Origin of the sequence: Pseudomonas japonica, from assembly GCF_900188455.1 — a bacterium.
GTDB lineage: Bacteria > Pseudomonadota > Gammaproteobacteria > Pseudomonadales > Pseudomonadaceae > Aquipseudomonas > Aquipseudomonas japonica.
In genome coordinates this window covers 98,903-125,837 of sequence record NZ_FZOL01000016.1, presented here as the reverse complement: position 1 = coordinate 125,837, position 26,935 = coordinate 98,903, and the positions used below count along the sequence as shown (strand labels likewise).

Annotated in this window: 29 protein-coding genes and 1 tRNA gene; 19 read left to right on the top strand and 11 right to left on the bottom strand. The window is 65.7% G+C overall.

The features are described 5' to 3' along the window. Positions 1–67: 67 nt before the first annotated feature. The 4 genes from CHB99_RS19305 to CHB99_RS19290 form a co-directional block, all read right to left on the bottom strand. Complete coding sequence (locus CHB99_RS19305; protein WP_042128291.1) at positions 68–838, bottom strand: HvfC family RiPP maturation protein; 771 nt, start codon at positions 836–838, stop codon at positions 68–70. After that, entirely contained in the window at positions 831–1,676 is an 846-nt protein-coding gene (locus CHB99_RS19300; protein WP_042128289.1) for an HvfB family MNIO-type RiPP peptide maturase, read from the bottom strand. The genes CHB99_RS19305 and CHB99_RS19300 overlap by 8 nt, the downstream gene beginning before the upstream one ends. Before the next feature lie 64 nt (positions 1,677–1,740). Next, positions 1,741–2,199, bottom strand: coding sequence for an HvfA family oxazolone/thioamide-modified RiPP metallophore (locus CHB99_RS19295; protein WP_042128287.1), 459 nt, complete (start codon positions 2,197–2,199; stop codon positions 1,741–1,743). A gap of 326 nt (positions 2,200–2,525) precedes the next feature. Continuing rightward, positions 2,526–2,602 (bottom strand) — tRNA-Val (locus tag CHB99_RS19290). Between the two features lie 213 nt (positions 2,603–2,815). Between CHB99_RS19290 and CHB99_RS19285 the strand changes: the two genes are divergently transcribed. After that, on the top strand, positions 2,816–4,099 hold the full coding sequence (locus CHB99_RS19285) for an NAD(P)/FAD-dependent oxidoreductase (RefSeq protein WP_042128285.1): 1,284 nt from the start codon (positions 2,816–2,818) through the stop codon (positions 4,097–4,099). Positions 4,100–4,113: 14 nt separating this feature from the next. On the opposite strand, the gene CHB99_RS19280 is transcribed toward CHB99_RS19285, so the two are convergent. Beyond that, positions 4,114–4,830, bottom strand: a complete 717-nt coding sequence (locus tag CHB99_RS19280; RefSeq protein ID WP_042128283.1) for a peptidase C39 family protein — start codon at positions 4,828–4,830, stop codon at positions 4,114–4,116. A 154-nt stretch (positions 4,831–4,984) separates the two neighbouring features. Here CHB99_RS19280 and CHB99_RS19275 point away from each other — a divergent pair, with 154 nt between their 5' ends. Continuing rightward, on the top strand, positions 4,985–5,170 hold the full coding sequence (locus tag CHB99_RS19275) for a hypothetical protein (protein WP_042128281.1): 186 nt from the start codon (positions 4,985–4,987) through the stop codon (positions 5,168–5,170). A gap of 746 nt (positions 5,171–5,916) precedes the next feature. Here the strand turns inward: CHB99_RS19275 and ltrA are convergent. From ltrA to CHB99_RS19255, 3 genes are all read right to left on the bottom strand, one after another. Continuing rightward, complete coding sequence (ltrA, locus tag CHB99_RS19270) at positions 5,917–7,284, bottom strand: group II intron reverse transcriptase/maturase (RefSeq protein ID WP_042125210.1); 1,368 nt, start codon at positions 7,282–7,284, stop codon at positions 5,917–5,919. A 517-nt stretch (positions 7,285–7,801) separates the two neighbouring features. After that, positions 7,802–8,551 (bottom strand): TerC family protein, encoded by a 750-nt coding sequence (locus CHB99_RS19260; RefSeq protein ID WP_042125212.1) that lies wholly within the window; start codon positions 8,549–8,551, stop codon positions 7,802–7,804. A gap of 38 nt (positions 8,552–8,589) precedes the next feature. Further along, positions 8,590–8,826 carry a hypothetical protein gene (locus CHB99_RS19255; RefSeq protein ID WP_042125214.1) on the bottom strand — a complete coding sequence of 79 codons (237 nt, stop codon included), beginning with the start codon at positions 8,824–8,826 and terminating at the stop codon, positions 8,590–8,592. A 135-nt stretch (positions 8,827–8,961) separates the two neighbouring features. Between CHB99_RS19255 and nhaR the strand changes: the two genes are divergently transcribed. Then, positions 8,962–9,867, top strand: a complete 906-nt coding sequence (gene nhaR, locus CHB99_RS19250; RefSeq protein WP_042125216.1) for a transcriptional activator NhaR — start codon at positions 8,962–8,964, stop codon at positions 9,865–9,867. On the opposite strand, the gene CHB99_RS19245 is transcribed toward nhaR, so the two are convergent. Continuing rightward, positions 9,848–10,996 carry an MFS transporter gene (locus tag CHB99_RS19245; RefSeq protein ID WP_042125218.1) on the bottom strand — a complete coding sequence of 383 codons (1,149 nt, stop codon included), beginning with the start codon at positions 10,994–10,996 and terminating at the stop codon, positions 9,848–9,850. The two genes, nhaR and CHB99_RS19245, sit on opposite strands and share 20 nt — an antisense overlap. A 252-nt stretch (positions 10,997–11,248) precedes the next feature. Between CHB99_RS19245 and sstT the strand changes: the two genes are divergently transcribed. Further along, positions 11,249–12,466 carry a serine/threonine transporter SstT gene (gene sstT / locus CHB99_RS19240; RefSeq protein ID WP_042125221.1) on the top strand — a complete coding sequence of 406 codons (1,218 nt, stop codon included), beginning with the start codon at positions 11,249–11,251 and terminating at the stop codon, positions 12,464–12,466. 95 nt (positions 12,467–12,561) lie between these two features. Then, positions 12,562–13,206: a YceH family protein gene (locus tag CHB99_RS19235; protein ID WP_042125223.1), complete on the top strand. Its 645-nt coding sequence runs from the start codon at positions 12,562–12,564 to the stop codon at positions 13,204–13,206. Between the two features lie 57 nt (positions 13,207–13,263). Here CHB99_RS19235 and CHB99_RS19230 read toward each other — a convergent pair whose 3' ends face one another. Then, a complete protein-coding gene (locus CHB99_RS19230) occupies positions 13,264–14,076 on the bottom strand; it encodes a shikimate 5-dehydrogenase (RefSeq protein ID WP_042125225.1) in 813 nt (270 codons plus the stop codon). 173 nt (positions 14,077–14,249) lie between these two features. Between CHB99_RS19230 and CHB99_RS19225 the strand changes: the two genes are divergently transcribed. The 3 genes from CHB99_RS19225 to pbpG all read left to right on the top strand — a co-directional run bounded on the left by CHB99_RS19225 (position 14,250) and on the right by pbpG (position 16,065). Then, the gene (locus CHB99_RS19225) at positions 14,250–14,603 is read left to right on the top strand and encodes a hypothetical protein (protein ID WP_042125227.1); all 354 of its coding nucleotides are present in this window, start codon (positions 14,250–14,252) and stop codon (positions 14,601–14,603) included. A gap of 96 nt (positions 14,604–14,699) precedes the next feature. Continuing rightward, complete coding sequence (locus tag CHB99_RS19220) at positions 14,700–14,882, top strand: hypothetical protein (RefSeq protein WP_042125231.1); 183 nt, start codon at positions 14,700–14,702, stop codon at positions 14,880–14,882. A 259-nt stretch (positions 14,883–15,141) separates the two neighbouring features. After that, the gene (gene pbpG, locus CHB99_RS19215) at positions 15,142–16,065 is read left to right on the top strand and encodes a D-alanyl-D-alanine endopeptidase (RefSeq protein WP_042125233.1); all 924 of its coding nucleotides are present in this window, start codon (positions 15,142–15,144) and stop codon (positions 16,063–16,065) included. Positions 16,066–16,120: 55 nt separating this feature from the next. Here pbpG and CHB99_RS19210 read toward each other — a convergent pair whose 3' ends face one another. Beyond that, entirely contained in the window at positions 16,121–16,564 is a 444-nt protein-coding gene (locus CHB99_RS19210) for a hypothetical protein (protein ID WP_042125236.1), read from the bottom strand. A 264-nt stretch (positions 16,565–16,828) separates the two neighbouring features. Between CHB99_RS19210 and pvdM the strand changes: the two genes are divergently transcribed. The 11 genes from pvdM to CHB99_RS19155 all read left to right on the top strand — a co-directional run bounded on the left by pvdM (position 16,829) and on the right by CHB99_RS19155 (position 26,863). Continuing rightward, complete coding sequence (gene pvdM, locus CHB99_RS19205; protein ID WP_042125237.1) at positions 16,829–18,181, top strand: pyoverdine-tailoring dipeptidase-like protein PvdM; 1,353 nt, start codon at positions 16,829–16,831, stop codon at positions 18,179–18,181. Positions 18,182–18,198: 17 nt separating this feature from the next. Then, a complete protein-coding gene (gene pvdN / locus CHB99_RS19200) occupies positions 18,199–19,494 on the top strand; it encodes a pyoverdine-tailoring periplasmic protein PvdN (protein ID WP_042125238.1) in 1,296 nt (431 codons plus the stop codon). Between the two features lie 15 nt (positions 19,495–19,509). Beyond that, positions 19,510–20,370, top strand: a complete 861-nt coding sequence (gene pvdO, locus CHB99_RS19195) for a dihydropyoverdine dehydrogenase (RefSeq protein WP_042125240.1) — start codon at positions 19,510–19,512, stop codon at positions 20,368–20,370. Between the two features lie 371 nt (positions 20,371–20,741). Next, positions 20,742–21,944, top strand: coding sequence for a PepSY-associated TM helix domain-containing protein (locus CHB99_RS19190; protein ID WP_042125242.1), 1,203 nt, complete (start codon positions 20,742–20,744; stop codon positions 21,942–21,944). Continuing rightward, complete coding sequence (locus tag CHB99_RS19185; protein ID WP_042125244.1) at positions 21,941–22,486, top strand: hypothetical protein; 546 nt, start codon at positions 21,941–21,943, stop codon at positions 22,484–22,486. The genes CHB99_RS19190 and CHB99_RS19185 overlap by 4 nt, the downstream gene beginning before the upstream one ends. Continuing rightward, a complete protein-coding gene (locus CHB99_RS19180) occupies positions 22,483–22,806 on the top strand; it encodes a hypothetical protein (protein ID WP_042125246.1) in 324 nt (107 codons plus the stop codon). The genes CHB99_RS19185 and CHB99_RS19180 overlap by 4 nt, the downstream gene beginning before the upstream one ends. Further along, the gene (locus CHB99_RS19175) at positions 22,803–23,369 is read left to right on the top strand and encodes a DUF6162 family protein (protein WP_042125248.1); all 567 of its coding nucleotides are present in this window, start codon (positions 22,803–22,805) and stop codon (positions 23,367–23,369) included. Before CHB99_RS19180 ends, CHB99_RS19175 begins: the two co-directional genes overlap by 4 nt. A 17-nt stretch (positions 23,370–23,386) precedes the next feature. Further along, positions 23,387–24,301, top strand: coding sequence for a metal ABC transporter solute-binding protein, Zn/Mn family (locus CHB99_RS19170; protein ID WP_042125249.1), 915 nt, complete (start codon positions 23,387–23,389; stop codon positions 24,299–24,301). After that, a complete protein-coding gene (locus CHB99_RS19165) occupies positions 24,298–25,047 on the top strand; it encodes a metal ABC transporter ATP-binding protein (protein WP_042125251.1) in 750 nt (249 codons plus the stop codon). Before CHB99_RS19170 ends, CHB99_RS19165 begins: the two co-directional genes overlap by 4 nt. Next, complete coding sequence (locus CHB99_RS19160; protein WP_042125253.1) at positions 25,047–25,946, top strand: metal ABC transporter permease; 900 nt, start codon at positions 25,047–25,049, stop codon at positions 25,944–25,946. The genes CHB99_RS19165 and CHB99_RS19160 overlap by 1 nt, the downstream gene beginning before the upstream one ends. After that, positions 25,943–26,863 carry a metal ABC transporter solute-binding protein, Zn/Mn family gene (locus CHB99_RS19155; RefSeq protein WP_042125255.1) on the top strand — a complete coding sequence of 307 codons (921 nt, stop codon included), beginning with the start codon at positions 25,943–25,945 and terminating at the stop codon, positions 26,861–26,863. Before CHB99_RS19160 ends, CHB99_RS19155 begins: the two co-directional genes overlap by 4 nt. Positions 26,864–26,935 lie beyond the last annotated feature (72 nt).

Sequence of the window (26,935 nt, the reverse complement as noted above, 5' to 3'; positions counted from 1 at the left end):
CTGAAAAGCCCGCACACCGGTCAGGGCGTGCGGGCGCGAACGACAGTCGGGGCGCCATGCAGGCTCGCTAGCCGTGTCCCGATGACCGCTCTTCTCCTTCGCAGGCAACCAGGGTGCCAAGCACCACGCCTTGCGCCTTGAGGCTGAGCAGCAAGGCGATGCCCTGGGACTCGAGGGCTGCCACTTCGACCCCGACGAGTTCAGCCAGCGCGGCAAGATGTTCGCGCCCGCTGCGTTGCCGCTCGCGCAGCGACACCAGCAGCGCATGGGCCATTGGCGCAAGACGCGAAAAATGAATGCGCAGGTCCGCTGCGCGACGCGCCAGCAACAACGTCGGCTCGGCTGGCGCCTGCGCTGGAACCTGATCGGGGCCTAGGTGGCTGACCGGCCAGGCATACGCGAGCGGCACGGCGAGGCTGGACAGCAGCGGCACACCGTCCAGCAGGTCACCCTGCGGGTCGTGGGCTGGCTCGCTACTGTCACTGAGCAACAGCACGGTCTCGATCCATTCGTAGTGAGCCAGCTCGGCAACCCAGCCAGGCAAGTCCGCGCGGCGTTCCAGATAGTCGACCCACTCGCCGGCCACTTCGCTGAACAGGGGCGTATAGCAGCGGTGGCGGGCGTAGAAGTCTTCGCTGAGCGTCTGCCACTGCTCATCCGCCAGGCTGGCACGCAGTACCGGGAAACTCCCGGCCAGCAGCGCCTGCACATTGCCGAGAAACAGTTGCCGGTACAGCGCCAGCCGCCTCGCCTCGATACCGGGCGGCGGCTCGTTGGCGCGCGGATCGCGAATGAAACGGCTCATGCGCAACTGCTGTTCGAGCAGGGTCTCAGTCATGGCGCGCCTCCAGCACTCGGGCGGCGGTTTGCAGATCGCGAATGCACTGCACTTCGCCGAGCAGCCCGGCGAGTGGCGGGAAATTGAAGTCTCGTTCCAGCAGGGTGGGCACCGCGCCCACATGCCGATAGACGCTGGCCAGCAGGTGCCAGACCTGGTCGCTCACCGAGGCGCCGTGGGTATCGATCTTCAGGTCCGGCGCTTCGTCGTAATGACCGGCCACATGCAGGCAGGCCACCCGCCCGGGCGGTACGCGAGCCAAAAACGCCGCCGCGTCATAACCGTGGTTGCAGGCATTGACCACCAGGTTGTTGACGTCCAGCAGCAGATCGCAGTCCGCCTCGTCGAGGACCGCGCAGAGGAAGTCGATCTCGCTCAGCGCCTGGTAGGGCGCCGCGTAATAGGAGATGTTTTCCACGGCGATGCGCCGGCCCAGGGCCTCCTGCACCTCACGGATGCGCCCGGCGACATGGCGCACGCCTTCGTCGGTGAAAGGCATGGGAATCAGGTCGTAGAGATGACCGTCATCGGAGCAATAGCTCAGGTGTTCGCTGAACAGCGGCACCTGGTAGCGCTCGAGAAAAGCGCCGATGCGCCGCAGGAAATCATGGTCCAGCGGCCCGGGGCCGCCGAGGGACAGCGACAGGCCATGACAGGCCAGCGGATAGCGCTCGGCCAGGCGGGCCAGGTCCGCACCGTAGGCGCCGCCGACGCCGATCCAGTTGTCCGGCGCGCATTCGAGAAAATCCACCGCGTCGACGTCCATCTCCAGCAATTCGGGGAGCAGCGAGCGGCGCAAGCCGAGCCCCGCCCCCTGCAAGGCAAGTGAAGCACTCATGGCTGTTCTCCTTGGGACCAGGGTCCCTCCCCGGCCAAGGGCGCGGGGAGGACATCGGCGCGGCTCAGTTCCTGGCCTGACTCAGCTTGCTGTACAGGTCGCTCGGGAACGGCTTGCCGTTGGCGTCGAACTGATGCTTGCGGAACTGGTAGACCTCGCCCTCGGAGAGAAAGCCGTCGTGATTGGCGTCGATGGCGTCGAACTCGGCATTCGCCTTGGGCGCTACCGCCAGCAGTTCGGCCCGGGAAACACGGCCATCGTGGTCGGCGTCGGTACGGGCGAAGGAGGCGTCGCCGCACTTGCCCTCACCGCACTTGCCTTCGGCCTGGGTGGCCTTGGCCCCGCCGGCACCACACTTGCCTTCGCCACACTTGCCCTCCCCGGCCTTTTCCGCCGAGGCGAGCTGGTAGCCTTGGGGCAGTGCTTCCACGGCAAAGGCAGCGGACGTCATGTTGATACCACCGACCAGGGCGATGCCGAGCAGGCCGAGACGGGTCTTGCTGGGGAACTGGGTACGAGACATGGTGCTTCTCCGGATTTCTGTGCGAGGCGCCCCAGGGGCGAAAGAGCCAGGGAACGGGGCCCGTGGGCCGCTGCGTTCAGGCAGGCTCATTTGACCCGTGGCATGTATCCGGGGCGTATCCGGGAGAAGGAGCGTTTGTAAGCGAAATGCGCGAAGCCTGCAGCCAGATACACAGGGATACAGGCGATACGTCGAAGTACGCGCGGCGCTCGCGACCCGATGACCGACAAGGCCGAAAACAGCTTTGCGCAGGCGGGAAATGCAAAAGCAAAAAGGGCGATCCTCTCGGATCGCCCTTTTCGTGCCCGGCAACCCGGGACTTTGTTTGGTAGGCACAATTGGACTCGAACCAACGACCCCCACCATGTCAAGGTGGTGCTCTAACCAACTGAGCTATGTGCCTGCTGTGAGGCGGCATTCTACGCATTCGACAAAGTGTGTCAACTGATTTTTCAGCTAAATCACTGAATAATAAAAATTTTTGCCCCCCTCCCCGGCTTTCGTCCGATTTCTGTCAGGCCGCTGGCGGGTGTTTATTATTATTGATAGGATTGGCGCATTCGTAAAAAATACAAAACACACAACTACAAAGTCACAGATTAGAGGTTCACCGCGCATGGCCACCATCGCCTACCCACAATCGTACTACGCTGCCTCGGCCAATCCGGTGCCACCGCGCCCCGCCCTGCAGGAAGAAGTGCAGACCGACGTCTGCGTCATCGGTGCCGGCTACACCGGCCTGTCCAGTGCCCTGTTCCTGCTCGAGAACGGCTTCAGCGTGACCGTGCTGGAAGCCGCCCGGGTCGGCTTCGGTGCTTCGGGTCGCAACGGTGGCCAGATCGTCAACAGCTACAGCCGCGACATCGACGTCATCGAACGCACCGTCAGCCCGCGCCAGGCGCAACTGCTGGGCCAGATGGCCTTCGAAGGCGGACGCATCATTCGCGAGCGCGTGGCCAAGTACAACATCCAGTGCGACCTCAAGGACGGCGGCGTGTTCGCGGCCATCACCAGCAAACAGATGGGCCACCTGGAATCGCAGAAGCGCCTGTGGGAGCGCTTCGGCCACACCCAGCTGGAACTGATGGACAAGAACCGCATCCGTGAAGTGGTGGCCTGCGACAACTATGTCGGCGGCATGCTGGACATGAGCGGCGGCCATATCCACCCGCTGAACCTGGCCCTGGGCGAAGCCGCCGCGGTGGAATCCCTGGGTGGCAAGATCTACGAACAGTCCCCGGCGGTGCGCATCGAGCGCGGCGCCAACCCAGTGGTGCACACCCCGAACGGTCGCGTGCGGGCCAAATTCATCATCGTCGCCGGCAACGCCTACCTGGGCGGCCTGGTGCCCGAGCTGGCGGCCAAGTCGATGCCTTGCGGCACCCAGGTGATCACCACCGAGCCGCTGAGCGAAGAGCTGGCCCGCACCCTGCTGCCGCAGGACTACTGCGTCGAGGACTGCAACTACCTGCTCGACTACTACCGCCTGACCAGCGACAAGCGCCTGATCTTCGGCGGCGGCGTGGTCTACGGTGCCCGTGACCCGGCGAACATCGAAGCGATCATCCGTCCGAAGATGCTCAAGGCCTTCCCGCAACTGAAGAACGTGAAGATCGACTTCGCCTGGACCGGCAACTTCCTGCTGACCCTGTCGCGCCTGCCGCAGGTCGGCCGGATCGGCGACAACATCTATTACTCCCAGGGCTGCAGCGGCCACGGCGTGACCTACACGCACCTGGCCGGCAAGGTCCTGGCCGAGGCCCTGCGCGGCCAGGCCGAGCGCTTCGACGCCTTCGCCGACCTGCCGCACTACCCGTTCCCGGGCGGCCACATGCTCCGCGTACCGTTCAGCGCCATCGGCGCCTGGTACTACTCGCTGCGCGACCGCCTGGGCGTGTAAGCACCACCAGGCCGTCAGCGCCCGATGGCGTCGACGGCCTGCCGCGCGGCCTGTTCCTGGCCCGCCTGGGCCAGATCATTGGCCGCCTTGAGCCAGCGCTGGCGGTCCACCCGGGCCGGCAGCTGCTTCGGTTGCTGGACCAGCACCGCCCATGCGCCTTCCTTCTTCCACGCCGATTCGAACGAGTCGAAGTCCATCAGCATCCGCCGACTGTTGCCGGCGCGCAGCAGCACCCGTTGCTTGTAGCGGTCGTAGCCGACCAGCAGGGCATAGCGTGGCTCGCTCCAGAACGCCGAGCCTTCCTGATAGCGCAGCAGTACCGGATACCCCGCGGCCACCTGGCCGAGCAGGGCCGGCAGGCTGCCGTCCAGCGGATACACCACCATGCCGTACTGGCGTGCCGAAAGCTGCACCGCGTCCGCGAGCTTTTCCGGTTGCGTCGGCAGGTTCAGCAGCCCTGGGGTGATGCGCACGCCCTGCTGCGAGAGAATCGCCGCCAGTGCCATCGGCGCGCTCTGGTTGGCATTGCCGCGGAAGAACGGCACCGCGCTGAGTTCGACACGTTGCGGCAGTTGCTTGAGTTCGGCCGGCGGCTGGCTGGCGCAACCGCCCAGGCTGGCGGCCAGGAGGCAGGCCAGCAGCAGGCGGCGCGGTGTTGCACAAAGGATCGGCATGGGTCCTCGCTTGAACGGTTGCCAGGCAGACAGCGCCCGGCCTCGAGCGGCGATCATAGGCCGACGGACGGCATCGGTATAGCCCGCCGCAGGCTTGGAACAAAGCGTTCTGAGCGCTGGACCATCGGTCAATACCTTGAAATGAACGAGCATATAGACTGAAGGGGTGTCTGAGTTACAGGTCCCGCCTGTACTGAAGAAGGAGGCACTCATGAGCCTGACCATGGCTATCTTCATGCTGATCGCAGCCTGGCTGAGCGTGGCCGCCGCCATGCTGTGGGGCGTGCTGCGCATTGCCCGCCGCCATCATCTGCACCACCAGGATCCACACCCGCAGGCCAAGGCCGCGGCGCCGGTCCATCGGCGCCCGGGGCGTCGCCACGCCAACGCGCACTGAGCATTCGTCAAGAATATCGAGCACGGAATTTCGGGGTTGCAGGGGGTCGAGTGGCGGGTGGCGCTGTCGCGAGCTTATCCATTGCGGGCGGTGACGCCACCGGCCCCTTCCGCCTCTACGGCGGGTCCATTTTGTCTTAGCAAAATGGACGAAAACCGCCCGCTCCCACAGCCGGCCCTACGCTTCGCTTCGGGTCCCCTCCTTCCGGTGCCTTGCGGGGGCTCCGCGGCCTACGACTTGCTGCGCAAGTCTTCACCTCGCGTCTTCGGCTCACGCCGAAGGGTGCTACGCACCTGCCCCCTCCAGACACCTCCACTCGGCCGGCTGAAGTCGCAATTGGCTGCGTCTGAACGTACGCGCACGCAGAGCAAGAGCAAGAGCGAAAGCAGATGGCGTGTATCGGATTACCGATGCCGATGTTGTTTTCGAAGATGAGTTCGTCGTGTCGCCACCCGTAACTCGCGACGTCAGGAGGCCGAACGGAGGTGTCTGCCGGGGCTGTGCGCAGCACCTTCGGCGTAGCCGAAGACGCGAGGTGAAGACTTGCGTAGCAAGTCGTAGGCCGCGGAGCCCTGGCAGGCGCCGGAGTGAGGGGACCCGGAGCGCAGCGTAGGGCCGGATGCAGGAGCAAGCGGTTTTCGTCCATTTTTGCCAAGACAAATCGGCATAGGGGGCGACCATCTGGCCGCGCCCCTGCCACACCACCCGGCATGCGGGTCCGCACCGGGCGGTTCGAGAACTCCAGATCAACAGAGCCTGGGAAGCCCCAACCGGTCAAACCATGCCACCGTAAAGACTCCATGAATGAAACCAGCACTGTTGTGCCAGATACGGTGGCTATCAGCCGCGATTTGTGCCGCGCGCTCAGGGGGCGCCCCTAGCTTGCGCAATTCGCGGTAGGTAGTTTTGCCGGTTCTCCACTGCTTGAGTTGCAAGGCCCTGAGTCGTCGGCGTATCCAGCCATCCAGTCGCTTCCACATCGCTGTGGTTTGCGACAGGCAGAAGTACGCTTTCCAACCCCGTAGATAAGGCCTCAGTCCTTCGATCACCTGCTCCAGACTCCGTCCGCTATTACGCGCTGTCAGTTTCCGGATTCGTTGTTTGAAGGCCTGTATGGCCTTGCTTGCGACCCATCTCCGTATCTTTCCGTCAGGAGTGAGCCAGAAGCCATACCCGAGAAATTTCCGGCCAAATGCGCTGGCGACCGCACTCTTGCTTTCGTTCACGCGCAACCCAAGACGGCTGTAGAGGCGTCGGAGCACTGCCATCACCCGCTGGCCGGCTTTGGGGCTGCGAACGTAAACGTTGCAGTCGTCTGCGTATCTGACAAAACAGTGACCTCGTTTCTCAAGTGCCTTGTCCACCTCATCCAACACCACATTCGCCAGCAAAGGTGAAAGCGGGCCACCTTGCGGTGTCCCCTGCCTGCTGACGACTATGTCCTGCCCGATCAGTGCCCCGCAGTTCAAGTAGGCCCTGATCAAACGCAGGACGCGCCGATCACTCACCTTCTTGCCCAGCCGGGCGATCAGCAGGTCGTGGTTCACACAGTCGAAGAATTGCTCCAGATCGACATCTACCACGACCTGACGCCCCGAGTGGATATGCTGCTGCGCTGCTAGAACCGCTTGCTGGGCGCTGCGTCCGGGGCGAAATCCATAGCTGTGATCGCTGAAACCGGGATCCAGCAATGGCTGGAGTACCTGCAACAACGCTTGTTGGATGAGTCTGTCCGTGACCGTAGGAATGCCGAGCTTGCGCTCGCCTCCGCCAGGTTTGGGAATAAGCACCCTGCGCACAGGCGCCGGCCGATAGTCACCCGCCAGAAGCTGGGCTCGTATTGCTGGCCACGTCGTTTTCAGGTGCTGCACTGTCTCGTCGATCGTCAGACCGTCTACACCGGCAACACCTTTGTTCGACCGCACCTGCTTGAGGGCAAGCAGTAGATTTCCTCTGTCGAGCGCTGCTTCCAGCAGCCTCGGACCTGTAGGGCTCGGGTCAGGACGCGGACAACTGGCTTCAACGCTGGAGGCGTGGCTTGGGGATTCACCCTTCGCCATTGCCTCCCGCTCCGGCTCACCGGACATCTGTTGCGGGGCCTGTTGTATCGTCATGTCGAACCACTTTCCTTCTCGTTCGGCCCTTCACCACAACCTCGTGGCTACTATGGCCTCTGCTGACTTCTCGCTCCGGTTCACACCGTCGTCCTTTCAGACATGAGGCGAGATCTCCCCGGGTAAGAACACCATCCTTCACCTCACAACCGCCGCATTTACGTATCCGGCCTCTAGGCCACAACGGCTTCGCAGGACATTGGCTGCTCGCCCTGACCGGATCCGCCTCGAATGCGATTCGTGTACCTCGGCTCGAGGTTTATGCTCCACGCTTCCTCCCCACAGTCGGTCGCCCTCCTGCAGTTGCGCTTCGCTCACTGTGGCCAGCTCACGAGGGGACTTTCACCCCTAGGATGGCGCCCATGCCGGGCGCACAATGGACCCGCCGTAGAGGCGGAAGGGGCCGGCGGCATCACCGCCCGCAATGGATAAGCTCGCGACACCGCCACCGCCACCGCCAAAAAAAGGGGGCTCCACACGGAGCCCCCAACTACAGCACGCAACAGAATCCTTTTGATCAGCCCTCGGCGACCTCACGGCGCTGCCGGGCCTTGCGCGAGAGGATGTTCAGCACCTCGATCGCGGTGGAGAACGCCATCGCCGCATACACATAGCCTTTCGGTACGTGGGCACCGAAGCCTTCGGCGATCAGGGTCATGCCGATCATGATCAGGAAGCCCAGGGCCAGCATCACCACAGTCGGGTTGTCATTGATGAACCTGGCCAGCGGGTCGGCCGCCACCAGCATCACGATCACGGCACTGATCACGGCGATGATCATGATCGGCAGGTGCTCGGTCATGCCCACCGCGGTGATGATGCTGTCGATGGAAAAGACGATGTCGAGCAGCAGGATCTGGCCAATGGCCGCCGCGAAACCCAGGGTAATGGTAGACGACGCGGCGGATTCTTCCTTGGCGCGCGGGTCCACGCTTTCATGGATTTCCTTGGTGGCTTTCCACAGCAGGAACAGACCACCGGCGATGAGGATCATGTCCTTCCACGAGAAGCTCTTGCCGAGGATGTCGATCACCGGCTCTGTGAGCTGGACGATCCAGGCCACGGTGCTGAGCAGCGCCAGACGCATCACCAGCGCCATGCTGATGCCGATGCGGCGAGCCTTGGAGCGGAACTCCACGGGCAGCTTGTTGGTGAGGATCGAGATGAAGATCAGGTTGTCGATACCAAGGACGATCTCCATGGCCACCAGGGTGGCCAGGGCGACCCAGGCGGTAGGGCTTGCAGCGAGTTCCAGCAGGTATTCCATGAATCAGGTCCTGATTTGTCGATTATTGAAAAAGTAGGTCAGATTTTCTGACCGTCAGCTTCCTTGGGGTCTTCTTTTTCCGCTTTCTGCGAACCGGCGGCCTCGCTCAGCGCCTGCTGGGCCGCTTCGTTGGTCTTGTCGATGGCCTGCTTGGCCGACTCGGCGGCCTGGTTGAGCACCTGCTGGGCGGATTTCTCGGCCTGCTCGCAACCGCTCATGGTGAACAGGGCGAGCAGCAGGACCAGGGGGGTACCGATGGATTTGATGTAGAGCATGTTGTCCTCACTGGAAATGGGATCGGCGTGGGAAAAGTCGCGCCGCAATGACGGAGCATTCTAGAGAGCGGGAAACTTCAGAAAAATTCGTATTTTCAGCGGGTATACTTCGGTTTTTCCGAATAGAGACTCAGCATGCTCAACTACCGCCAGATGCACTACTTCTGGGTCGTGGCCAAGACCGGCAGTATCGTGCGCGCCTGCGAACAACTGAACCTGACCCCACAGACCATCAGCGGGCAGATCAGCCTGCTGGAACAGACCTACGGCATCGAGCTGTTCCAGCGCGTCGGGCGCCAGCTGGAGCTGACCGAAACCGGACGCCAGGCGCTGTCCTACGCCGAGCAGATGTTCCAGATCGGTGGCGAGCTGGAGGCCATGCTGCGCGCCCAGCCCAATGAGCAGCAGGTGCTGTTTCGCGTCGGCGTCGCCGACGTGGTGCCGAAATCCATCGTCTACCGCCTGATCGCGCCGACCATGGAACTGGCCGAGCCGCTGCGCATCAGTTGCCGCGAAGACAAGCTGGAACGCCTGCTCGCCGACCTGGCGATCCAGCGCCTGGACCTGGTGATCTCCGACAGCCCGATGCCCGGCCACCTGGATATCAAGGGCTACAGCCAGAAGCTCGGCGAATGCGGTATCAGCTTCCTCGCCACCCCGGCGCTCGCCGCGGGTCAGCCGCTGCCCTTCCCCGCCTGCCTGCAACATGCACCGTTGCTGATTCCCGGCCAGGAAACCATGGTGCGCAACCGTCTGCTGCGCTGGTTCGCCGAGCAGCAGCTGCAGCCGCGGATCGTCGGCGAGTTCGACGACAGCGCGCTGATGCAGGCCTTCGGCAAGGCCGGCAGTGGCATCTTCATCGCCCCCAGCGTGATCGCCGAGGAGGTCTGCCGGCAGTACGACGTCGAGCTGATCGGACAGACCGACGCGGTCACCGAGTCGTTCTACGCCATCTCGGTGGAGCGCAAGGTCAAGCATCCCGGCATCGTGGCGATCACCGAGGGCGCGCGGCGCGAGTTGTTCAACTGGCCGCTGGCCTGAAGCGGCTCAGCCACAGCGCGAGGCCCACGGAAACGCCGATCAGCAGCGCGGCGACATAACCAACGCTGGCCAGGCCGAGATGCTCGATCACCCGCCCGCCGATCACCGCGCCCAGACCGATGCCGAGATTGCCACCGGCGACATTCAGCGAAGCGCCGAACGCCGGCGCCGTGGGCGCTGCCTTGATCACCCGGACATGGCTGACCAGGAACAACGCCGCCTGGGTGCACCCCCACAGCGCCAGGGCCAGGACCAGGCCGAGCGGCGAGTGGATCAGCGGCACCACCAGCAGCAGGGCGAGCAGCAGCAACGCGCAGAACGCCGCCGAGGCCAGCAGCGGGTGGCGATCCACCGCACGGCCGCCAAGGCTGTTGCCGATCAGGCCGACCGCGCCGAAGCCCATCAGGTACCAGCCGACCCGCTCGCCATCGAAACCGGCCAGGCGCTCCAGCAGGTCGGCCAGGTAGGTGTAGGCGGTGAACATGCCGCTGAACACCAGCACCGAGAGCAGCACATGCCCCTGCAGCAGCGGACTGCGCAGGATGGCGAACTGGCTGCGCAGCGAGGTGACCTGGCTCTGCCGCGGCGTGTGCGGCAGGTAGCGCCAGAGCAGCAGCGCCTTGGCCAGCGCCAGCAGGGCCAGCAGGGCGAAGGCCGCGCGCCAGCCCCAGGCATCGCCGAGCAGGGTGCCGAGGGGAATGCCGAAGACCATGGCGCAGACCACGCCGAAGCTGATCTTGCTGATCGCCCGGCCGGCATAGGCCGGGCCGACGATGTCCACCGCCGTCTCGCTGGCCAGTGACCAGAACACCGGCAGGCCGAGGGCCGGGACCAGGCGCGCCACGGCCATGACCGCATAGTTCGGCGCCAGCGCGGCCAGGGCGTTGGCGCCGGCGAACAGCAGCAACACCCCGACGAACAGGCGCTTGCGCTCCAGGCGCGCGCACCAGGCGGTGAGGAAGGGACCGAAGCAGGCCACGGTGAAAGCAAACATCGTCACCAGCAGGCCGGCCTGGGGCACGCTGACGCCAAGATCGCGAGCGATCCCCGGCAACAGGCCGACGATCAGGAACTCGGTGGTGAGGACAGTGAAGCCGGCCGCGGCCAGCAACAGAATGGGCAAGAACATCCAGACTCCAGATTCGCAACAGCCGCGCATGGTAACAGCGCCATCCACGCCGGCCTAACCATCGGGCGGACACTCTGGGTCACAGCCGCCGCGCTGTGCTAAAGTCCCGCCCTTTTTTCCGCACGGCCATGGCCGCGGAAGCCTTTCGTACGCACGCCGGCCGGCTAAACGCTGGCCCGAGCCGCTCGTTTACCTCGGTAAACCGTCCTGCGTCCGTATGAATCCTCGAACAAAAACCGAGAAAGCCCGCTTATGATCCCTGTTCTGAAACTGCTCAACCGCACCAGTCTGGTGCTGCAAATCCTCATCGGCCTGGTGGCCGGTATCGTTCTCGCCCTGGTCGCGCCGCAGGCCGCGGCCAGCCTGGCCTTCGTCGGCAAGCTGTTCGTCAGCGCATTGAAGGCGGTGGCGCCGATCCTGGTGTTCATCCTGGTCATGGCCTCGATCGCCAACCACAAGCACGGCCAGGAAACCCACATCCGTCCGATCCTCGTCCTGTACCTGTTCGGCACCTTCGGCGCGGCGGTGGTCGCGGTGGTGGCGAGCATGCTGTTCCCTTCCGAGCTGGTACTGAGCACCGGCGACGCGCAGATGAGCGCGCCGGGCGGCATCGGCGAAGTGCTCCAGGGCCTGCTGCTGAGCGTGGTGGACAACCCGGTCAAGGCACTGATCGAAGGCAACTTCATCGGCATCCTGGCCTGGGCCATCGGCCTCGGCGTCGCCGTGCGCCATGCCGGCGACACCACCCGCACCGTGCTCGACGACCTGTCCAACGGCGTGACCCTGATCGTCCGCGTGGTGATCCGCTTCGCCCCGCTGGGCATCTTCGGCCTGGTCGCCGCCACCCTGGCGCAATCCGGCCTCGACGCCCTGCTCGGCTACCTGCACCTGCTGCTGGTGCTGATCGGTTGCATGCTGTTCGTCGCCCTGGTGATGAACCCGCTGATCGTCTGGTGGAAGATCCGCCGCAATCCCTTCCCGCTGACCCTGCTGTGCCTGCGCGAAAGCGGCATCACCGCGTTCTTCACCCGCAGCTCGGCGGCCAACATTCCGGTCAACCTGGCCCTCAGCGAAAAGCTCGGCCTGCATGAAGACACCTACTCGGTCTCGATTCCGCTGGGCGCCACCATCAACATGGCCGGCGCGGCGATCACCATCACCGTGCTGACCCTGGCCGCCGTGCACACCCTGGGCATCGCCGTCGACCTGCCGACCGCCGTGCTGCTCAGCGTCGTCGCCGCGGTCTGCGCCTGTGGCGCTTCCGGCGTGGCCGGCGGTTCGCTGCTGCTGATCCCGCTGGCCTGCAGCCTGTTCGGCATTCCCAGCGAAATCGCCATGCAGGTGGTGGCGGTCGGGTTCATCATCGGCGTCCTGCAGGACTCGGCGGAAACCGCGCTGAACTCGTCCACCGACGTGCTCTTCACCGCCGCGGCCTGCCAGGCCGAGGCACGTCACGCCAGCCGCGCCTGATCCCTGGCGACCGCGGGCCCAGGCCAGCGGTCGCTTGTGTTTTCCCCCGTTGCGCACCTAGGCTAGTGGCCCTTTCCTTGTACCGAGACAGGGCCATGTCCGCCGAGCACGAAACCTCCACTGCCCGCTTCACCCCCGCCGAAGTCCGCATTCTCGGCTCGCTGATCGAGAAACAGGCGAGCAACCCGGAAACCTACCCGCTGACCCTCAACGCGCTGATGCTGGCCTGCAACCAGAAGACCAGCCGTGAGCCGGTGATGAACCTGACCCAGGGCCAGATCGGCCAGAGCCTGCGCAACCTCGAAGGCCAGGGCCTGGTGCGCCTGCAGATGGGCAGCCGCGCCGACCGCTGGGAACAGCGGGTGGACAAGACCCTGGAGCTGGTGCCGGCGCAGTTGATCCTGATGGGCCTGATGTTCCTGCGCGGGCCGCAGACCCTCAACGAACTGCTGACCCGCAGCCAGCGCATGCATGAGTTCAGCGATACCGACGAGGTGCTGCATCAGCTGGAACGCCTGATCGCCCGTGACTTAGCCCTGCACCTGCCGCGCCAGGCCGGGCAGCGGGAGGATCGCTACACCCATGCGCTGGGCGATCCGGAAGAAATCGAAGCGATCCTCGCGGCGCGCCAGCAGGGACCGGAGCGCGTGGCGAGCGGCGCAGTGTCGGCGGAACGGATCGAGGCGCTGGAAGCGAGGATCGCGGCGCTGGAAGAGCGCCTGGCTCGATTGGAGGAGTGACACACCCTCTTCGATTTGTGGGAGCGAGCTTGCTCGCTCCCACAACGACGCGACTCTTCACCCCCGCGCGTACGCCACCGCCCGCTCCACCTGCTCCCGCGTCGGCCGCACTCCGGTGTACAGCACGAACTGCTCCAGCGCCTGCAGGGCGATCACTTGCAACCCGCTGATCACCTGCCTGCCGCGCGCCTCGGCGGCCACGATCAGCGGTGTGCGCGCCGGCATCGCCACCACATCGAACACCACCCGCGCCGCCTCGATCGCCTCCTCGGCAAAGGCCAACTGCTGCGCCTCGGCACCACCGGCCATGCCGATCGGCGTGACGTTCACCAGTAACGCCGGACGCAGTTCGCCCAGCTCCGCGCGCCATTGATAACCACAGTTCGCGGCCAGACGCCGCCCTGCGTCCTCGTTGCGCGCAACGATGGTGCCATGGGCAAAGCCGGCATCCCTGAACGCACAGGCCACCGCCTTGGCCATCCCGCCGCTGCCGCGCAGGGCAAACGCCGCCTGGGGGTCCAGCCGCTGCTCGTCGATCAGCTGGCGCACCGCGAGGTAGTCGGTGTTGTAGGCCTTCAGGTGGCCATCGGTGTTGACGATGGTGTTCAGCGAATCGATCGCCGCCACCGACGGATCCAGTTCATCCACCAGGGCGATGCTGGCTTCCTTGTAGGGCATCGACACTCCGCAGCCGCGAATGCCCAGGGCGCGTATCCCGCCGACCGCGGCCGCCAGGTCGGCGGTGCTCATGGCCTTGTAGTAGTAGTCCAGCCCCAGTTGCGCGTAGAGGTGATTGTGGAAGCGCACGCCGAAGGTGCCGGGGCGCCCGGCCAGGGAGATGCACAGGACGGTGTCTTTGCTGGGGGTCATGACGGACTCCTGGAAACCACGAAAGCCCCCAGTATGCCCAAGCCTGCCGACGACCGCTGATCGACCCTTACAAAACCTTTACCCAGCGGCCTGGCGAAACCTTTTGAAATGCTGGTCATAGTGATATCCCCGCCCCGTCGTACGGGCGGTGTTATGCCCTGCAAGGAGTCCACATGAACCGTCATATCCCCGCTGTCGCTCTGCTGATCGGTGCCATGGCCCTGTCCGGACAAGCCAGCGCCCATGGTGGTGGCTGGGGCCCGGGTCCGGTGCTCGGCGCGGCCGTCGTGGGTGCCGTGGTCGGTGCCGCGGTGTCCGGTGGCCACGACCGGACCGTGGTCGTCGAACGCCAGCCCTACTACTACCCGCCACCCCCACCGCCGCCGGTGTATTACCAGCCGCCGCCGGCACCGGTGGTGTACTACCAGCCGTACCCCGTGGTGGAACGCTATGTGCCGGCGCCGCCACCGCACTACCGCCGCTACTACGGTCCGCCGCCGGTCTATTACGGACCGCCGCGCTGGTAGTGGATTTCATCAATGACGACTATCGAGAACACTGATTTCACGCAGGCCGCATCGACGATTAAGGTACGAGCCATGAGTCCCGCAGGAGTAATCGATATGGCCACCCTCAATACCATGTCCGTCGTCGGCAGCGCGGTTCCACCCGCCTTGAGAGAAGTCGGCCTGCTGGTCTGCTGGTATCTGGTGCGCGACGGCGAAAAGATCGGCGGCCCGATCACCTCGCTGCCGGATGCCCAGGCCCGGGCGCGCGATATCACCCCGGAACCCTTCGAAGCCTGACTCGACCTTCTTTCCTTGTGCGTTGCTCCGCACACCTCCCCTTGCCCCGCCTTCATGGCGGGGCTTTTTATTGGGTGCACGCAACGCAACGGCGGTTGTTTAGGCTCGCAGCGGTGAGCGGCAATTAAAGATTATTCATATTCGAACTAAGCCCCGGACGGCAATCGACAGGTTCCCAGCCATACTCCAGAATGTCACGCTTAGAAAAATAAAAATCCTTGCACTGCCAACGACATACCCTCTTTTAGTGAGCACCTACGTGAAAACCTCTCTTTCGATTCTCAGTCTGCTGCTGTTGCTCACTGGCACCGTCGGCGTCACCTCGACCGCGGTGGCCCAACCCGCGGCCCAGGCCCAACGCGACCCCTCCAAGCTCCACCTGGCCTCCGGCAGCGCCATGCTGGTCGACCTGCAGACCAACCAGGTGCTCTATTCCAGCCATCCCGACATGGTCCGGCCGATCGCTTCGGTGACCAAGCTGATGACCGCCATGGTGGTGCTCGACGCCAAGCAGTCGATGGACGAGACGCTGACCATGACCATCGCCCAGACCAAGGAAATGAAGGGTGTGTATTCGCGCGTGCGCCTGGGTAGCGAACTGAGCCGCCGCGAGACCCTGCTGATCACCCTGATGTCCTCGGAGAACCGTGCCGCGGCGACCCTGGCCCACCACTATCCGGGCGGCTACGGCGCGTTCATCAAGGCGATGAACGCCAAGGCCAGGGCGCTGGGCATGACCAGCACCCGCTACGTCGAGCCGACCGGCCTGTCGCCGAACAACGTGTCCACCGCCCGCGACCTGACCAAACTGCTCATGGCGGCGCGCAACTACCCGCTGCTGGGCGAGCTGAGCATTACCCGCGAGAAGACCGTGGCCTTCCGCAAGCCGAACTACAGCCTGGGCTTTCGCAACACCGATCACCTGGTGAACAAGCCGAACTGGGACATCAAGCTGACCAAGACCGGCTTCACCAACGATGCCGGGCACTGCCTGGTGCTGCTGACCCGGATGGACAACCGTCCGGTGGCGATGGTGATCCTCGACGCGTTCGGCAAGTACACCCACTTCGCCGATGCCTCGCGCATGCGCCAGTGGCTGGAGACCGGTGCCACCAAGCCGGCGCCGGCGGTGGCGGTGCGCTACAAGGCCGACCGCAGCCAGAACCGGCCGCAGGTGGATTGAGAAAAGCAAAAGGCCCGGCATGACAGCCGGGCCTTTTCTTTTGCCTGCGAAAAACTCAGGCGGTAGTGCTCACCGAACCGCCGGCGCTGCTGTTGCCGGCTTCGGTCAGGGCCTGGAGCAGGGCCGAGGTGGCCTGCAGCAACTGCCCGGTGACGGTCGACACGGCAGCCTGGGCCGCCGCCACGCGCACGGCCTTGGTCTGTTCGTCTTCCTTGCTCGCCATGGCGGCCTGCAACTGCTTCTGCTGCTCGGCCAGTTGCTGCTGCAACTGCTTGACCTGCTCGCGCAGTTGCTTGATTTCCTGGGACTCGCTGGACTCGGCGGTGGACGCCTTGGTCGCCGCCGGCGCGCCTTCGCTGCGCAGCTTCGACATATCGCCACGCACGGTGCCTTCCGGTACCGCCGAAGGGTCGGAGGCGACATTGGTCTTGTTGGTGACATTGCTGACGGTACCGGCCACCGACAGATTCGATGCCAGCGCCTTGAGGTAATCGGCCATGAGAGAAAGCGTCCTGAAATATGGGATCCAAAAAGATCATCGGCCATCAGCGATGGATCTTTAATCGCTCCGCACAAATCGCCTCCCTTGCTCGCGAAGCGGCCGCAAAGTCGCTGTCCCGGCTGCGCGCGCCGCCGTTCGCGAGCCAGCTCGCTCCCACAAGGGTCTCCACAAAGGCCGGACGACCGGTAAATTTCCCGCCGCCCACTTCGTCCTTCCCCTGACACCCGACCACTGCCCACCTGAATCGCGACCGAGATGGCAATGACCAGACCCCGCTCCCGCAAAGCCCTGTACTTCGGCCTGCCGCTGGCCCTCGCCGTGGGCATCGGCGCTGCCGCCGCCGGCTGGCTGTACTGGCAGGAAGACGCCGGCTACCCGCGCAAGATCGTCGAGCAGGCCAATGCCTTGCACGAGCACATGATTTCCTTCGACAGCCACATCACCGTGCCCCTGGACTTCGGCAGCGCCGGCCACGAGGCCGACAAGGACGGGCCGGGCCAGTTCGACCTGGTCAAGGCCGGCCGCGGGCGCCTGTCCGGCGCGGCACTGACCATCTTCGGCTGGCCGGAGCTGTGGAACGGCCCCAACGCCCCGCACCGGCCAACCCCGGGCTTCGTCGACGAGGCCCGCAAGCAGCAGGAAGTGCGCTACCAGATCATCAGCGGCATGGTCCGCGACTTCCCCAACCAGGTCGGCATCGCCTACACCCCGGACGATTTCCGCCGCCTGCACGGCGAAGGCAAGTTCGCCATCTTCATCAGCATGCTCAACGCCTACCCGCTGGGCAGCGACCTGTCCCAGCTGGACCTGTGGACCGCCCGCGGCATGCGCATGTTCGGCTTCAACTACGTGGGCAACAACGCCTGGTCGGACTCGTCGCGACCGCTGCCGTTCTTCAACGACACCGCCGACGCCCTCGGCGGCCTGTCGCCGATCGGCGAACAGGCGGTGACCCGGCTCAACGACCTTGGGGTGATCATCGACGTCTCGCAGATGTCGACGCTGGCCCTGGAAGAGGTCGCCCGCCTCAGCCGCGCACCGCTGGTGGCCTCGCATTCGGCACCGCGGGCGCTGGTGGATATCCCGCGCAACCTCAGCGACAAGGAACTGCAACTGATCAAGGACAGCGGCGGCGTGGTGCAGATCGTCGGCTTCCCCACCTACATCAAGCCCCTGAGCAAGCCGAGCCTGGAACAGCTCGAAGCCCTGCGCGCGCGCTTCGACCTGCAACCCCTGCAGGGCCTGGCCAACGCGCTGATGCCGGGCGACGCGGTGATCGCCATCTGGCCCGAGGCGCGCTTCGGCGAATACGCCAGCAGCCTGTACGGCATCGTCGAGGCCGAGCCCAAGGCCGGGCTCAAGGAGTTCGGCGACGCCATCGACTACGCGGTGAAGAAGGTCGGCATCGACCATGTCGGCATCGCCTCGGACTTCAACGACGGTGGCGGCCTGGCCGGCTGGAAGGATGTCAGCGAGATTCGCAACATCACCGCCGAGCTGCTGACCCGCGGCTACAGCGAGGCGGACATCGCCAAGCTGTGGGGCGGCAACTTCCTGCGGGTCTGGGAACAGGTGCAGAAAAGCGCCCGCCCCGTCGCCACCCTCACGCCTTGAACCGGACCGCTCGCCCCATGACCGACCGCCGTACCTTTCTCAAGCAGGCCGCCATTCTCGGTGCCGGCCTGCCCCTGGCCAGCACCCTGGCCAACGCCGTCGAAAACACCGCGCCGGCCGCCGCCGGCACGCCGTTCAGCGGCCCGGACAAGTGGCGCCAACTGCGCGCCCTGTTCCCGCTGGATCCCGACACCGCGCACTTCGCCAACTTCCTCGTCACCGCCCACCCGCGCCCGGTGCAGGACGCCATCGACCACTACCGCCGCGAACTGGACCGCAACCCCGCGGCGCTGATGGACTGGGAAAGCCAGTACGAATGGAATCGCGAAGGCGAGGTCCGCGAGTGGGCCGCGCGCTACCTGGCGGTGCGCCCGCGGCAGATCGCCCTGACCGGCAGCACCACCGAGGGCCTGGGCATGATCTACGGCGGCCTGAACGTCGCCGCCGACCAGGAAATCCTCACCACCGAGCACGAGCACTACTCCACCCACAGGAGCCTGGCGTTCCGCAGCCAGCGCCAGGGCACCCAGGTGCGCAAGCTGCGCCTGTTCGACAACCCCTGGGACATCTCCAGAGACCAGGTGCTGACCACCATCGACCAGGCCATTCGCCCCGAAACCCGCGTGCTGGGCATGACCTGGGTGCACTCCGGCAGCGGCGTCAAGCTGCCGGTGGGCGAGATCGGCGAGATCGTCCGCCGCCACAACCGCGACCGCGACGAAGCGCGGCGGATCATCTATGTGGTCGACGGCGTGCACGGCTTCGGCGTCGACGACATGAACTTCGCCGACTTCAACTGCGACTACTTCATTTCCGGCACCCACAAGTGGATGTTCGGCCCGCGCGGCACCGGGATCATCTGCGCCGCCTCGGAAAAGCTCGGCCCGCTGACCCCGACCATCGCCACCTTCTCCCAGGAAGAAGACTTCGCCACCATCATGACCCCCGGCGGCTACCACGCCTTCGAACACCGCTGGGCCGCCGGCAAGGCCTTCGAGCTGCACCTGCAGCTGGGCAAGGCCGAAGTGCAGGCGCGCATCCACCAGCTCAACGACCGGCTCAAGGAACGCCTGCTCGAACACAAGCGGATCCAGCTGGTCACCCCGCGCAGCGCTGAATTTTCCGCCGGCTTCACCTTCTTCCGGATCCAGGACCGCGACCCGGACGCCATCGCCGCCTACCTGGTGGACAACCGGGTCATGTCCGATGCCGTGGACCGCGATGTCGGCCCGGTGATCCGCCTGGCCCCGAGCCTGCTCAACGACGAGCAGGAAATCGATCGGGCCATGGCCCTGCTGATCAAGAAACTCTGAAATAAGGTCCCGCCCATGACGCTTACCCTTCCCCGCCTGACCCTGGCCGCGCTGCTGGCCGCCACCAGCTTGTCCGCCACGGCCGCCGAGCAGAAGCCCGGCACGGTGTTTCGCGACTGCAAGAGCGCTTGCCCGGAAATGGTCGTGCTGCCCGCCGGCACCTTCACCATGGGCACGCCGGACGACGAACTGGGCCGCCAGGCGGACGAAGGTCCGCTGCACCCGGTGACCTTCGCCAAGCCGTTCGCCATCAGCCGTTTCCAGGTCACCGCCGGCGAGTGGGACGCCTATGTCCGCGAATCCGCGGTGAAGATCGCCGACGGCGACACCCGCCCGGGCCGCGAGTGCAAGGCCAGCAAGCCGCGCTACAAGCAGGGGCCGAAGCAGCCGGCGGTGTGCATGAGCTGGTACGACGCCCAGGCGTATGCCGCCTGGCTGTCGAAGAAGACCGGCAAGCACTACCGCATGGTCAGCGAGGCGCAGCGCGAGTACGCCGCCCGCGCCGGCAGCAGCGGGCCGTTCCCGTTCCCGCTGGATCCGGACGCCGAGTACGAGATCAGCCGCAACGCCAACGTCTACGGGCCGAAGGATGGCTACAGCTACACCTCGCCGGCGGGCAGCTACCCGGCCAACGCCTTCGGCGTGCATGACATGCACGGCAACGTCTACGAGTGGGTTGCCGACTGCTACCACGACAGCTACGTCGGCGCCCCCGGCGACGGCAGCGCCTGGACCGAGGCCAGCTGCGAGAACGTCAGCATCCGCGGCAACGACTGGGGCGAGGCGCCGATCTTCTCGCGTTCGGGCAACCGCAACAATGCCGGGCCCGAGGCACGCGGAGACTGGCTGGGCTTCCGGGTGGCGCGGGAGCTCTGAGGGGCCTGGGTAAATTTTTTCCCGCAGGATTCGTTCGAACAGGAAATGGGGCCGCTTTGTGGCCTTTCGCGGTGGTTCGTCACACGACAAGCCACGCTCCTACGGAAGCAGACCGCATTTTCCCGTAGGAGCGTGGCTTGCCCGCGAAGGACCGCAAAGCGGTCCCGGCCATTGAAATCCGGAGGACCGCAGTTAGCACATCAGTCAGTCGGGAGCTGCCGGACGGCTCCGTAAATGAATATGAAAAACCGTCTCTGAAGCATTTTCTTACATTTTCCCTGACGGTTTTCCGTTTCTCATCCGTCCTTATAAGTGCAGCCACCAGGTTGAGCGTTGGCTCGACCCCACTTTTTACGAACAAGACTGATGCAATGGCCCAACAATCGAAAAAGTCCAAATCCAGGTTGTGGTTCCTGATCCACAGCTGGCTCGCCCTGCCGATCTGGTTCTTCGTGCTGATCGTCTGTGTCACCGGTACCCTCGCCGTGGTCAGCCAGGAAATCGTCTGGCTCGCCAACCCCGACGTGCGCGCCAGCCAGCCCGACGATGCCGCCGAACGCCTGAGCTTCCAGCAGGTGCTCGACGCACTGCACAAGGCCGAACCGGACATGGCGGTGCGCTACATCAGCCAGCCCGACGGTTCGCACTTCGCCCTCAACGTCGCCGTGACCTTCCCCGACGGCACCGCGCCGATCCTCTATGTCAACCCGTACACCGGGGCGATCCAGGGCAAGAGTCCGGACTTCAACTTCGAAGGCTTCACCCGCGCCCTGCACGGTTGGTGGCTGGTGCCGTTCACCAACGGCTACAGCTGGGGCTGGTACCTGGTGTCGCTGCTCGGCCTGCCGATGCTGGCCTCGCTGGTCACCGGCCTGGTGGTCTACAAGCGCTTCTGGAAAGGCTTCTTCAAGCCGACCCTGCGCTTCAACCATGGCCCGCGGATCTTCTGGGGCGACTTCCACCGCCTCAGCGGCATCTGGTCGATCTGGTTCATCGCGGTGATCTCGATCACCGGCACCTGGTTCCTGATCCAGGCGATCCTCGCCGACAACCACATCAGCATCTCCACCGAGCCCGTGGTGCCGGTGATCGCCCGCGAGGACGTACCGCGCTCCGAAAGCAGCGCGCCGGTGCCGCGGATCGATGTCGACGAGGCCACGCGCATCGCCACCTCGCAGATTTCCGGTCTGGACGTGAGCTTCGTGCAACTGCCCGGCAACGCCTACGGCCACCTCTACCTGGGCGGGCGCGGCTGGTATCCGCTGATGTTCCAGACGGTCAACGTCAACCCGTACACCCGGAACATCGACACCTCGTTCCTGGTCTCCGACCGCTCGGCCCTGGAGTTCGTCACCGAGTCCATGCGCCCCCTGCACACCGGTGACTTCGGCGGCCTGGCGATCAAGCTGATCTGGGCCTTCTTCGGCCTGGTCCTGTCGATGATGGTCCTCAGCGGCCTGCTCATCTGGAGCAAGCGCACCGCCCAGGCCACGGCCGCCGCGCTCAAGCGCGCGGACAGACCGGTACGGGCGCGCAAGCTCGGCCAGGACAGCGCCACGGAGGTGCAGCCATGAGCCAGGCACACAACGCTGTCGCCGCACCCTCGCCACTGAAGCAGTGGTGGCTGAAGTGGCGCTTCCACCTGAACATCCTGCTGTTGCTGATCCCGCTGGGCTTCATGCCCAAGTACTTCGCCGACGTGAAGATGTTCCGCGGCGAGGCCGGCCTCGGCGCCACACCGATCGACAACATCCAGGTCGGCCCGTGGCAGGTGAGCCTGGCCGAACTGCTCGACGAAGCACCGCGCCAGAACGGCCCGGCCGGGTATTTCAAGAGTTTCAACCTGGCGCTGTGCCAGGCCTGCATCGGCGAGGTCAAGGCCGCCTACCTGCGCATCGGCAAGCCGCGCAGCCTGCGCGCCGCCGGCACGATTTTCTTCGGCACGCCCTACCGCATGGGCACCAGCCTGCCGGTGCCGCCGCGCACCCGCGGCGACGCCGAACTGTGGATCACCCTCGAAGGCTGGGACGGCAGCATGCACCAGGCGGCGGTACCGCTGGCCAAGGCATCTCCCGCGACCCTCGCCTGGCTCGACAAACAAGGAGGCAAACCATGACGTTCAAGGCCGGCAGGCTCGCCCTGCCGCTGTTCCTGCTGTGCCTGGCCGGCCCGGCCCTGGCGCACAACCCGATGTGCCAGTGCGAGCCGCTGGCGGGCGACCAGATCAAGTGCACCGGCGGTTTCTCCGACGGCAGCGGCGCACCGGGGGTGACCCTCGACGTGATCGGCTACGACGAGACCATCCTGGTCCCGGGCAAGCTCGGCGAAGACTCGACCCTGACCTTCAAGCGCCCCACCAGCGAGTTCTACGTGCTGTTCGACGCCGGCCCCGGCCACGTCGTGGAAATCGACCATGCCGACATCGGTGAGCCATGAGCCGGGTCCAGGTCGTGCGCCCGGCCGGTGCCGGGCATGAAACCCTCTATGTGGCCCTGGTCGCCCTGCTGATCCTGGTGCTCGCCGCCACGGTGGTCAGCCTGCGCGGCGAACGCGAGGACGAACCGTCCATCGCGGCCCATCAACTGGATGCCCGGCGCGACCTGAATGCCGCCGAGCAAGGCATCTACACCGACCTGCGGGTGGCCTTCGACGAGATCCAGGCGCGCCGCGCCGAAGCACCCGGCCTGATCAGCGTCGAACTGCTCGCCGAGGAAGGCTTCGCGCCGTTTCTCGCCGACGCCAGCAGCGTGACCCGCGGCGGCCACCAGTGGCGCCAGGTCGACGCGGTCTACCTTGGCCTGAGCCCGCACCCGGAGGTCGCCGGCAGCTTCCTCCTGCTGGTGCCGGAGGCTCACGACGGCGTCGCCGAGGTCTGGCTCAATCGCGACGCCAGCGCCGCGCTCCCTACCGAACGCTCCGCCGACGCCCTGCAGGCCGCCGGCTGGAAGCAGATCGCCGCCCACTATGACGCCGGTGTGACCCGCCAGCATCAGCACTGACCCGCCAAGGAATGCCCATGCTCCGCTCCGCCCTCGTCCGTGTCCTCAGCCTGTTCATCGCCCTCGCCCTGCCCGCCCTGGCCAGCGCCGAAAGCGGCAAGCCGCTGCGCATCGGCATCACCCTGCACCCTTACTACAGCTACGTCAGCAATATCGTCGGCGACCGCGCCGAGGTGGTGCCGCTGATCCCGGCCGGCTTCAACCCGCACGCCTACGAGCCGCGCGCCGAGGACATCAAGCGCATCGGTTCGCTGGACGTGGTGGTGCTCAACGGCATCGGCCACGACGACTTCGCCGACCGCATGATCGCCGCCAGCGAGAAACCGGGCATCGCCACCATCGAGTCCAACGCCAACGTGCCGCTGCTGGCCGCCACCGGCATCGCCGCCCGTGGCGCCGGCAAGGTGGTCAACCCGCACACCTTCCTGTCGATCAGCGCCAGCATCGCGCAGATCAACAACATCGCCCGCGAACTGGGCAAGCTCGACCCGGACAACGCCAAGTACTACAGCCAGAACGCCCGCGAGTACGCCAAGCGCCTGCGCAAGCTGCGCGCCGATGCCCTGGCGCAGTTGACCGAGGCGCCGAATCCTTCGTTCAAGGTCGCCACCATCCACGCCGCCTACGACTACCTGGTGCGCGAGTTCGGCCTGGAAGTCACCGCCGTGGTGGAACCGGCCCACGGTATCGAACCGAGCCCGGCACAGTTGAAGAAGACCATCGACCAACTGCACGCGCTGAACGTGAAGGTGATCTTCTCCGAGATGGACTTCCCGTCCGCCTATGTCGAAACCATCCAGCGCGAAGCCGGGGTGAAGCTCTATCCGCTGACCCACATTTCCTACGGCGAATACACCCGGGAGAAATACGAGGTGGAAATGAAGCGCAACCTCGACACCGTGGTCCGCGCGATCAAGGAGAACCAGGCATGACCGTCGCCGAAGCCGTGGTCGCCGCGCCCTGCGGCCCGTCCATCGAGTTCGATGGCATCGACCTGACCCTCGGGCGCACGCGCATCCTCGACCAGGTGCGTTTCCAGGTCGCGGCCGGCAGCGTGCACGCGATCGTCGGGCCCAATGGCGGCGGCAAGAGTTCGCTGATCAAGACCCTGCTCGGGCAGATGCCGCACCAGGGCCGCCTGGCCCTGAGCTGGCCGGATGAACGCCAGGTGATCGGCTATGTGCCCCAGGCCCTGGAGTTCGACCGCGGCCTGCCGATGACCGTCGACGACTTCATGGCCGCCATGTGCCAGCAGCGCCCGGCCTTCCTCGGCCTGTCGCGCCACGCGGCGCCGGCCATCGACGCCGCGCTGGCGCGGGTCGGCATGCAGGACAAGCGCAAGCGGCGCATGGGCGCGCTGTCCGGCGGCGAGCGCCAGCGCGTGTTGCTGGCCCAGGGCCTGATCCCGGCGCCGCAGTTGCTGGTGCTCGACGAACCCATGTCGGCGCTGGACGAAGCCGGTGTCCAGGTGTTCGAACGGCTGCTCGGCGAATGGCGCCAGGCAGGGACCACGGTGCTGTGGATCGAGCACGACCTTGAAGCCGTGGCGCGCCTCGCCGACCGGGTCACCGGTCTCAGTCGCCGGGTGCTGTTCGACGCCACGCCGAAGGACGCGCTGACCCCCGAGCGCCTGCTCGGGCTGTTTTCCATCCACCCGCGCAGCGAGAGCACCGCCTGATGAACTACGAAGAATTCCGCCTGCTGATCCAGGGCTGGGCCGCCTCCGGCTACCTGCCCGAGGCCCTGGCCTACGGCTTCGTGATCAACGCCCTGCTCGCCGGCCTGATGATCGGCCCGGTGCTCGGCGGCCTCGGCACCCTGGTGGTGGTCAAGCGCTTCGCCTTCTTCTCCGAGGCGGTGGGCCACGCCGCGCTGACCGGCGTGGCCATCGGCATCCTCCTCGGCGAGCCCTACACCGGGCCCTATGGCAGCCTGTTCGGCTACTGCCTGCTGTTCGGCATCCTGCTCAACTACCTGCGCAATCGCACCGGGCTGTCGCCGGATACCCTGATCGGCGTGTTCCTCTCGGTGTCCCTGGCACTGGGCGCCAGCCTGCTGCTGATGCTCGCCGGCAAGATCAACGTGCACATCCTCGAGAACGTGCTGTTCGGCTCGGTGCTGACCGTCAGCGGCCATGACCTGGTGGTGCTGGGCATCGTCGGCACGCTGGTCCTGGGCCTGGCCCTGCCGCTGTACAACCGCATCATCCTGGCCAGCTTCAACCCGCAACTGGCGGCGGTGCGCGGCGTCGCGGTAAAGAGCCTGGACTACCTGTTCGTGGTCCTGGTGACCCTGGTCACGGTGGCCGCGGTGAAGGTGATCGGCGCGATCCTGGTCGGCGCCCTGCTGGTGATTCCGGCCGCCGCGGCGCGCCTGGTCAGCCAGTCGCTGAAGGGCTTCTTCTTCACCTCGGTGCTGATCGCCACCTGCAGCACCCTGATCGGCATCCTCCTGCCCATCGTCTTCGACCTGCCGGTGCCTTCGGGCGCTGCGATCATCCTGGTCGCCGGCAGCTTCTTCGCCCTCGCCGCGCTGGCCCGCGGCCTGGTTCCACGCCTGCAAGGAAACCCGGCATGAACCCGACCCTCAAGCACCTGAGCCTGGCCCTGCTGCTGGCTGGCCTGCCCCTCGCCGCGTCTGCCGCGCCCGCCGCGAAAGCGGCGGCGCAGCAAGGCGCCGACATCACCGTCCTGGCCTCGCTGCCGGTGACCTATGCCCTGGGCAGCCTGTTGCTGGACGGCACCTCGGTGAAGCTGCAGCGCGCAGCGCCGGACAACCTCCCGGCCAGCCGCCAGCCCTCCTACTTCAGCGGGCGTGGCGCGGCCAGCCTGCAGAAGGCCGCGGGCAAGGCCGACGCGGTGATCGGCCTGCGCTCGATCTGGAGCGACGACCCGCTGTACCCGGTGGCGCGGCGCAGCAATATCCGCATCGTCGAGATCGACGCCGCGCGCCCGGTGGACGGCGCCTTGCCGGGCATCGCGGTGCAGGGCAACAACGTCATCGCCGCCTATCCCTGGCTGAACCCGACCAACATGGGGCGCATGGCCGATGTCCTGGCCAGCGACCTCGGGCGCCTGGCGCCGGCCGACCAGGCGAAGATCCAGGCCAACCTGGCCGGGCTCAAGCGCCAGTTGCTCGACCTCAGCGCCGGCAGCGAAGCGAAACTGGCCGCGGCGGACAACCTCAGCGTGGTCAACCTGTCGGATCGCCTGGGCTACCTGATCGGCGGGCTGAACCTGGACCTGATCGACCATCCGCAGGTGGCGGACGAACAGTGGAGCGCCGAACAGCTCAAGCACCTGGGTGACGAGCTGAAGGGCCAGGACGTGGCGCTGGTGCTGCATCACAAGCAGCCGCCGCAGGCGGTGGCCGAGGTGATCGCGGCCTCCGGGGCGAAGCTGGTGGTGGTGGATACCGATACGGCGGACAGCGTGGCCGGGTTGAAGGCCGGGGTGGCGCAGGTGGTGGAAGCGCTGGTGGCTGGTCGTTCCTGATCCCGGCGCGGTCGGTGTGGGAGCGGCTTCAGCCGCGAATGGGCGCGAAGCGGCCATAACCGGCCAAGTCAA